The organism is Stutzerimonas stutzeri SDM-LAC (assembly GCF_000235745.1).
GTDB lineage: Bacteria > Pseudomonadota > Gammaproteobacteria > Pseudomonadales > Pseudomonadaceae > Stutzerimonas > Stutzerimonas stutzeri_H.
Genome location: NZ_AGSX01000057.1, coordinates 23,882 through 30,508, shown reverse-complemented (window position 1 = coordinate 30,508; position 6,627 = coordinate 23,882). Strand labels below are relative to the sequence as shown.

Genomic DNA, 6,627 nt, shown 5'->3' with positions numbered 1-6,627 from the left:
GCCCCCGCCCGAAGTTTTGCCGCCTGGCACGCCGAGCGGGACCATGCCGCGCTCGTCCGCCTTGTCACGCGGGATCAGCTGGTCGTACATGGCGATGCGGTTGTAGTTCAGCACCAGGATGTTGCGCTCCGTGTCCACGGCTGCGCCGCCCCAATCGTTTCCGCCGTTGTAGCTCGGGTATTCGATAAAGGGCCGGTCGGCGCTCGGCGGTGTGTACATGCCCTGATAGTTGGCACGCTCGAACTGAATCCGGCACCAGAGCTGGTCAAGTGGCGTGACGCCCCAGGCGTCGGCTTCGGTCAGCGTTTCGCGTGGCATCGACGGCATGCCGACCGAGAAGGGTTGCGTGGGTGACAGTGTCTCGTCCGGCAGCGGGCTGGCCGGGACGGGACGCTCTTCGACGGGCGTCAACGGCTCGCCGGTGCGGCGATCGAGCACATAGATATCGCCCTGCTTGGTCGGCAGGATCACCGCCGGTGCGGTGCGGCCATCTTCGAGGGGGAAATCCACCAGCGTGCCCTGAGAGCCGAGGTCGTAATCCCACACATCGTTATGCACGGTCTGAAATTCCCAGCGCACTTCGCCGCTGGTGACATCGATGGCGACCAGCGCCGTCGAGTGTGGCTTTTCGAATTCGCGGCGGTTGCCGCTCCAGTAATCCACCGCGGAGTTGCCCATCGGCACGTAGACCATGCCCAGCGCCTCGTCGCCGGTAAAGGTGGTCCAGGCGTTGGGCGTGCCGCGGGTATACACCTCGTCACCGCTCGGCAGGCCGGTTTTTCCCGGACGGCCCATGTCCCAGGCCCAGGCGAGTTCACCGGTCACCGCGTCGTAGCCGCGAATCACGCCGGAGGGGGCGTCTTCTTTCTGCCCGTCCAGCACTTGATGGCCAACCACTGCAATGCCCCGGACGATGGTCGGTGGCGAGGTAACCGCGACGTAGCCCGGCACCGAACTGCCCATGCCTTCCATCAAGTCCACGTGCCCGGCATGCCCGAAATCAGCGCACGGCTCACCGGTGTCGGCATCGACAGCGACCAGTTCGGCGTCCAGCGTGCCTTCGATGATGCGCCGTTTGCAGGCCTGATCAGCCGGGACGTCAGGAACCTCGTAATAGCTGACGCCTCGGCAAGTGGCCGAGTAGGGGATGTGGTCGGTCGTTACCTTCGGGTCATAGCGCCAGCGCTCGCGACCCGTGCCTGCATCCAGCGAAACCAGCACGTTGAGGGCGTCGCACAAGTAAAGGTTGTCGCCCACTTTCAACGGCGTGGTTTCCGGTGCCCATTTCTTGTCGACCACCGACTGCTCCGGCAGGTTGCCGGTGCGATAACCCCAGACGGGCTTGAGGTTGGCAACGTTGTCGCGGTTGATCAGGTCGAGCGGCGAATAGCGGGTGGCGGCAGCGTTGCGGCCGTATGCCGTCCAGTCGGCCGGCTCGGGTTCGCCACCCGTGGAGGCGGGTGTCACGCTGGTGGCCGGCTCCAGCGAGGGGTCGGCGGCGGGCATCTGGGCATGGCTGACCGGCAACCAGACCAGCGCGACCAGGCCGAACAGTGTGATCAGGCGAGTCATGCGCGGGCCTCCTGGTGAGCGGCGCGCCGCAGCGCTGGAACGAACGCGAGCGTAAGCAGGGCGATTACTGCCAGTGCGAGCAGCCGTGGCAACAGTGCCCACGGCTCTAGCCCAACTTCCCAAAGCGCCCAGATGACCGTCCCGACAAACACCAGCCAATACAGCCAGACGCCGCTGATGCGCTGCACGAACATCAGCCAGCCGGAGATCAGCATGCCGGCACCAGCGATCAGGTAGTACCAGGAGCCGCCCAAGGCGATCAGCCAGACGCCGCCAGCGGCAAGAGCCAGGCCAAACAGGGCGACGATGGCGGCGAAGACTTTAAGCGCCCAGTAGGCAAAGCCGTGAGCGTGAGGGGATTCGGACACGTTGCGCTTCCTCCGTATGACCGATGGCTGAGGCGCCGCCGCTGGCGAAGCGGCGACGTGTACTCAACGTTTGGGTCCTGGAGCGCGCGCGGGTTCCATCAATGTTTCGGTTTGCTTCACGAGGCTTAGCCAAGTGGCGCCGGGCGCGCTCGCCCGTCAGCCTCGATGGCTGGCCGATGGCTGGCTGTCGAACGCGCCACGACGCTTGCTCAATGCAGGGCGCGCACCATGTACACGGCTGGAATCTGGTAGCTGGCGAGATTGTCGACCTGCGGCGGTTCCAGCTCGGTATGCGCGGTATAGCCAAGACGTGCCCAGAAGGCCTCGGATTCCTGCACTGAAACCAGCGCCGAATAGCGCAACTGCTGGCAGCGCGCCTGTTCGAGGTTGTGCTGCACCAGCGCTGGCCCGATGCGGCGCCCGGCAGCGCGCCGGGACACGGCCAGATCATGCAGGTACAGGCAATCGGCTTCGGCATGCGGCTGGAAATCGCCGTCCAGCGGGGTCACCTTGCCGATGCGTGAGTGATAGGCGAACAGATAGGCGCAGACGCCTTTATCGTCCTCGGCAACCCACGCTAGCTGCGGGCACGCCGCGAGGCGGGCGCGGACCACCGCCTCGTCCTCGAGGACCTCGGCGGCGTAGGATTCTTCCTGAATCGACATCACGGCAGGTATATCGCGCGCCTGCATCGCTCTCAACTTGAACATCGAACTACACTCGAACGGACGCGGCCGGCCTGGCGGCTCGCGCGGGGGCGGCGATCATACGCGATCGCCTGTTGCAGCGTCAGCGGGCCGACGAAGGGCGTACCGGCGACTGGTCGGCCGGGCTCATCCGACAACTGACGAAATGGCGAATTGCAGGCATAATTCTTAGGTTGCTACCTATTGTCACGGTCTCTCCCTTGAATAACTCTCCTCGGCCATTGCTCGGCGTCCTGCTTATCCTGATGTCGTGCCTGATGCTCGCCACTCATGACGGCCTGGCCAAGCACCTGACCCAGCTGTATCCCGTCTTTCTGGTCATATGGGCGCGTTACTTGTCGCAGACGGTGCTGATGTTCGCCTTGTTCACGCCGCGCATGGGCCGTCGCGTGCTGCATACGTTGCGACCAAAGCTGCAAGTCTGCCGCGGCCTGAGTCTTGTCGGCGTGAGCATGCTGTTCATCACCGGCCTGAGCTACATCCCGCTGGCCGAGGCTACAGCGGTGATTTTCCTGGCCCCACTGATGGTCACCATCGCCTCGAAACTGCTCGGCGAGCAGGTCAGCGGTGCGCAATGGCTGGCGGTCGGCTGCGGGCTGATCGGCGTGATGATCATCGTGCGGCCGGGCGGCGCCCTGTTTACACCGGCGATTCTGCTGCCGTTCGGCGCTGCGCTGAGCTTCACGGTCTACCAGCTGATCACACGTCGGCTCAGCGCCACGGATCATCCCGTGACGAGCAATTTCATCACCAGCCTGGTGGGCTGCGTGGTGATGAGCGTGCTGGTGATCTTCAACTGGCAGGCCCCGACGCTGCACGACGGGCTGCTGATGGCTGCGCTCGGCGCCATGGCCATGAGCGGCCACCTGCTACTGACCAATGCGTTTCGCTTTGCCAGTGCGGCTGCGCTGGCCCCCTTCACCTATTCGCAGATCATCTTTGCCGGCGTGGTGGGCCTGATTGCCTTTGGGCACACGCCGGACCTTGGCGGCATCGTCGGCATGGTCATCATCATCGCCAGCGGGCTGGTCATGGCGTATGTGCAGGGCCGGCAACCGCGCCCGCGACTCTGAAACACCGCGACGTGCCGTTGGCCGTCCGTAGCGCTACCAACACTGAACAGACAAGGGCGACTCGACCCTTGCGTGCGACTCATCAGGAACCTACATGCAACGTATCTCTCATCACACCCTGCGCCGCGAATTCCGTCAGTTGCTGACCTCCGACCGCTGCTACCACACCGCTTCGGTGTTCGATCCGATGTCGGCGCGTATCGCCGCCGATCTGGAGTTCGAAGTCGGCATTCTCGGCGGCTCGATCGCCTCGTTACAGGTCCTGGCCGCACCTGATTTTGCGCTGATCACCCTGAGTGAGTTTGTCGAGCAGGCGACCCGCATCGGTCGTGTATCGAGGCTGCCGATCATCGCCGACGCCGACCACGGCTATGGCAATGCGCTGAACGTGATGCGCACCGTGGTCGAGCTGGAGCGCGCCGGAATCGCGGCGCTGACCATCGAAGACACCCTGTTGCCGGCCAAATTCGGCCGCAAGTCCACTGACCTGATCGGCATGTTCGAGGCGGTCGGCAAGATCCGTGCGGCGCTGGAAGCGCGCATCGATCCCGAGCTGGCGATCATCGCGCGGACCAACGCCGGTGTGATCGGCCTGGAGGAGGTGATCGCCCGTGCTCAAGCCTATGAGGCGGCCGGCGCCGATGCGATCTGCCTGGTCGGCATCGAGGATTTCGAGCAGCTTGAGCAGGTCGCCGTGAAGCTCAGCGTGCCGCTGATGCTGGTGACCTATGGCAACCCGAAACTACGCGATAACAGCCGCCTGGCCGCGCTCGGCGTACGCATCGTGGTCAATGGCCACGCGGCTTACTTCGCGGCGATCAAGGCGACCTATGACTGCCTGCGCGAGCAGCGCCAGATCGATGCGTCCGATCTCAATGCCTCGCAGCTGTCGGTCAAATACTCGACCGCCGGGGAATACATGGTCTGGGCCGAGGAATACATGCAGGTCAAGGAGTGACCGGTCGCACCCGGTGGTAACACGCCACCGCGCATCTGTGTCTGAGTTGGCGGAGAACCGATGAGCCCACGTTTGCTGACCTTCATGGTGGCGTTCGCCGCCTTTCTCGGCCCATTCACCCAGACGGTCTACGCGCCGATTCTGCCGGAGCTGGGCGAGGCGCTGCGGACCACGCCGCTGCTGATCAACCTCAGCATCTCGATCTTCACCTTTGTGCTGGCATTCATGCAGATCGTCTACGGCCCGCTGGTGGATCGAAGCGGTCGCAGGCGCACCCTGTTGCTCGGGCTGGCGTGCTACATCGGCGCGTCCATCGGCTGCTTTCTCTCGACCAACATCGAGACGCTGCTGGTGTTCCGTGCCCTGCAGGCGGTAGGCATCGCAGCCGGCTCGGTGGTGGCGGTGACGGTGATCGGGGATCGGTTCGAAGGCGCCGAGCGTGGCCGGGCGATGGGCTCGTTCCAGATGATGGTGGCGCTGGGGCCGGTGGTCGGTCCGGTAGTGGGCGGCTTCATCGGCGAGCACCTCGATTTCCACTACGTGTTTCTGCTGCTCGCCGTAGTCGGTGCTGTGGCGTTGCTGAGCAATGCGATCTGGCTGCAGGAAACCCGTCCGGTTGGCAGCGCGCCACGCGCCTTTCACCCCAGGGAGTACCTGGAAGTGGTGCGTAATCGTCAGGGACTGGCGATCATGCTGCTGAGCTTTGTGCAGTATTACGCCTTCTACAACTACCTGGTGTTCATGCCGCGCGTGCTCGGCGGGACTTACGGGCTGAGTGCCAGTGAAAAGGGTTTGGTGTTTCTGCCGCTGTCGATTGCCGTAGTGGTCGGCAGTTTTGCGGGTGGCCGGCTATTGGCGCGCTGGCGGCCCCGGCCGGTGCTGGTGACGACGGCGGCTCTCAATGCGCTCAGTCTGCTGCTGTTTCTCGTGGTTGCGCAGTGGTCGCTGGCCGCGCTGGTGGTTGCCGTCATCGCGTTCGGGCTGTTTCTCGGTCTTTCGCTGCCGGTACAGACCAGCCTGCTGATGGATCTCTATCCACACAACCGTGCCACCGCAGTGGGCAGCTACAACTTCTTCCGATTCATGGGCATGGCCACAGGGCCGGTGCTCGGCTCATGGCTCTACCAGGGCGGCAACCTCGGCTTGCTCTACGGCTTTGCGGCCACGGCCTTTCTGGTGGCCGTCTGGCACGCGAGGATGCGCTTCAAGCAAGGCTGATCGGAGCACCGCTAGAACAGCGAACGCTCGGCCTTGAACATGAAGTAGCTCTCGCAATAGCTGTTCTGACCCGAGTAGACACCGCATTCGCGGCCGCTGAGGCTGGAGTCGGTGTAGGACAGATCCAGGTGGATGCCCAGCCAGGGGCGAGACAGGTTCAGCGACCAGTCATTGAAGACTTCGACGCTGCCGCCAGGGTGATACATCGGGCTGTCCATCGAGTGGCTGGCGTATTTCAGGCGCAGGTCCAGATTGAGCGGACTAACCGCGCCAAGCTCCAGCAGCAAGGTGCTGTCGGTGCGCCCCGGCCGGCTGCTCAGGGCGCCGCCCAGCCGACTGCCGGCCAGGTTGAAGCCTGCGTAGTATTCGTGGCGGTCCGCCCCCTCCAGCTCGGGAAAACTGTAGCGGATTACACCCAGTTCATAGCCTGGCGCCTGGTCGAAGCGGTGCTGGACGTAACCGATATAGCTGTCCAGTTCCAGCTGGTTGCCCTCGAGGATGCCCATGCTGGGCGCCCATTGGCCCACGTACCAGCCACTTTCGTGGGTGAGGTCCAGGCCGCCGCGAAAGGTGCTGGCGGTGGTCGGGTTGACCAGCCCTTGGGCCATGCTGCGGGTTGGCGCCGTGCCGAGTCGCAGGTCGAATTGGCCCACATTGCGCTCGACGACGCCCGGCTGACTGGCGCAGCCGCTCACGCCTATGATCAGCGCCGCCAGGATCTTCGTGTGCAT

At 64.2% G+C, this 6,627-nt stretch carries 7 protein-coding genes; 3 read left to right on the top strand and 4 right to left on the bottom strand.

What is annotated here, in order from left to right:
- The 3 genes from PSTU_RS0106825 to PSTU_RS0106815 all read right to left on the bottom strand — a co-directional run.
- Positions 1-1,572: pyrroloquinoline quinone-dependent dehydrogenase (locus tag PSTU_RS0106825; protein WP_051127862.1), on the bottom strand; the 1,572-nt coding region annotated here is incomplete at its 3' end.
- A complete protein-coding gene (locus PSTU_RS0106820; protein WP_029404649.1) occupies positions 1,569-1,940 on the bottom strand; it encodes a hypothetical protein in 372 nt (123 codons plus the stop codon). The genes PSTU_RS0106820 and PSTU_RS0106825, both read right to left, overlap by 4 nt.
- A 209-nt stretch (positions 1,941-2,149) precedes the next feature.
- Positions 2,150-2,632, bottom strand: a complete 483-nt coding sequence (locus PSTU_RS0106815; protein ID WP_029404648.1) for a GNAT family N-acetyltransferase — start codon at positions 2,630-2,632, stop codon at positions 2,150-2,152.
- Positions 2,633-2,847: 215 nt separating this feature from the next.
- On the opposite strand from PSTU_RS0106815, the gene PSTU_RS0106810 reads away from it, so the two are divergent.
- The 3 genes from PSTU_RS0106810 (at position 2,848) to PSTU_RS0106800 (ending at position 5,896) form a co-directional block, all read left to right on the top strand.
- A complete protein-coding gene (locus PSTU_RS0106810; protein ID WP_019340292.1) occupies positions 2,848-3,720 on the top strand; it encodes a DMT family transporter in 873 nt (290 codons plus the stop codon).
- A 94-nt stretch (positions 3,721-3,814) separates the two neighbouring features.
- Positions 3,815-4,678 carry an isocitrate lyase/PEP mutase family protein gene (locus PSTU_RS0106805; RefSeq protein WP_019340291.1) on the top strand — a complete coding sequence of 288 codons (864 nt, stop codon included), beginning with the start codon at positions 3,815-3,817 and terminating at the stop codon, positions 4,676-4,678.
- Between the two features lie 60 nt (positions 4,679-4,738).
- Positions 4,739-5,896 carry an MFS transporter gene (locus PSTU_RS0106800; RefSeq protein WP_019340290.1) on the top strand — a complete coding sequence of 386 codons (1,158 nt, stop codon included), beginning with the start codon at positions 4,739-4,741 and terminating at the stop codon, positions 5,894-5,896.
- A gap of 11 nt (positions 5,897-5,907) precedes the next feature.
- Here the strand turns inward: PSTU_RS0106800 and PSTU_RS0106795 are convergent, their stop codons facing one another.
- Positions 5,908-6,627: a TorF family putative porin gene (locus PSTU_RS0106795; RefSeq protein ID WP_019340289.1), complete on the bottom strand. Its 720-nt coding sequence runs from the start codon at positions 6,625-6,627 to the stop codon at positions 5,908-5,910.

What these genes read in the sequence shown, in the direction of transcription:
- PSTU_RS0106815 (WP_029404648.1), bottom strand. Translation starts at nt 2,632, where the DNA reads ATGCAGGCGCGCGATATACCTGCCGTGATGTCGATTCAGGAAGAATCC.
- PSTU_RS0106805 (WP_019340291.1), top strand. Translation starts at nt 3,815, where the DNA reads ATGCAACGTATCTCTCATCACACCCTGCGCCGCGAATTCCGTCAGTTG.
- PSTU_RS0106800 (WP_019340290.1), top strand. Translation starts at nt 4,739, where the DNA reads ATGAGCCCACGTTTGCTGACCTTCATGGTGGCGTTCGCCGCCTTTCTC.
- PSTU_RS0106795 (WP_019340289.1), bottom strand. Translation starts at nt 6,627, where the DNA reads ATGCACACGAAGATCCTGGCGGCGCTGATCATAGGCGTGAGCGGCTGC.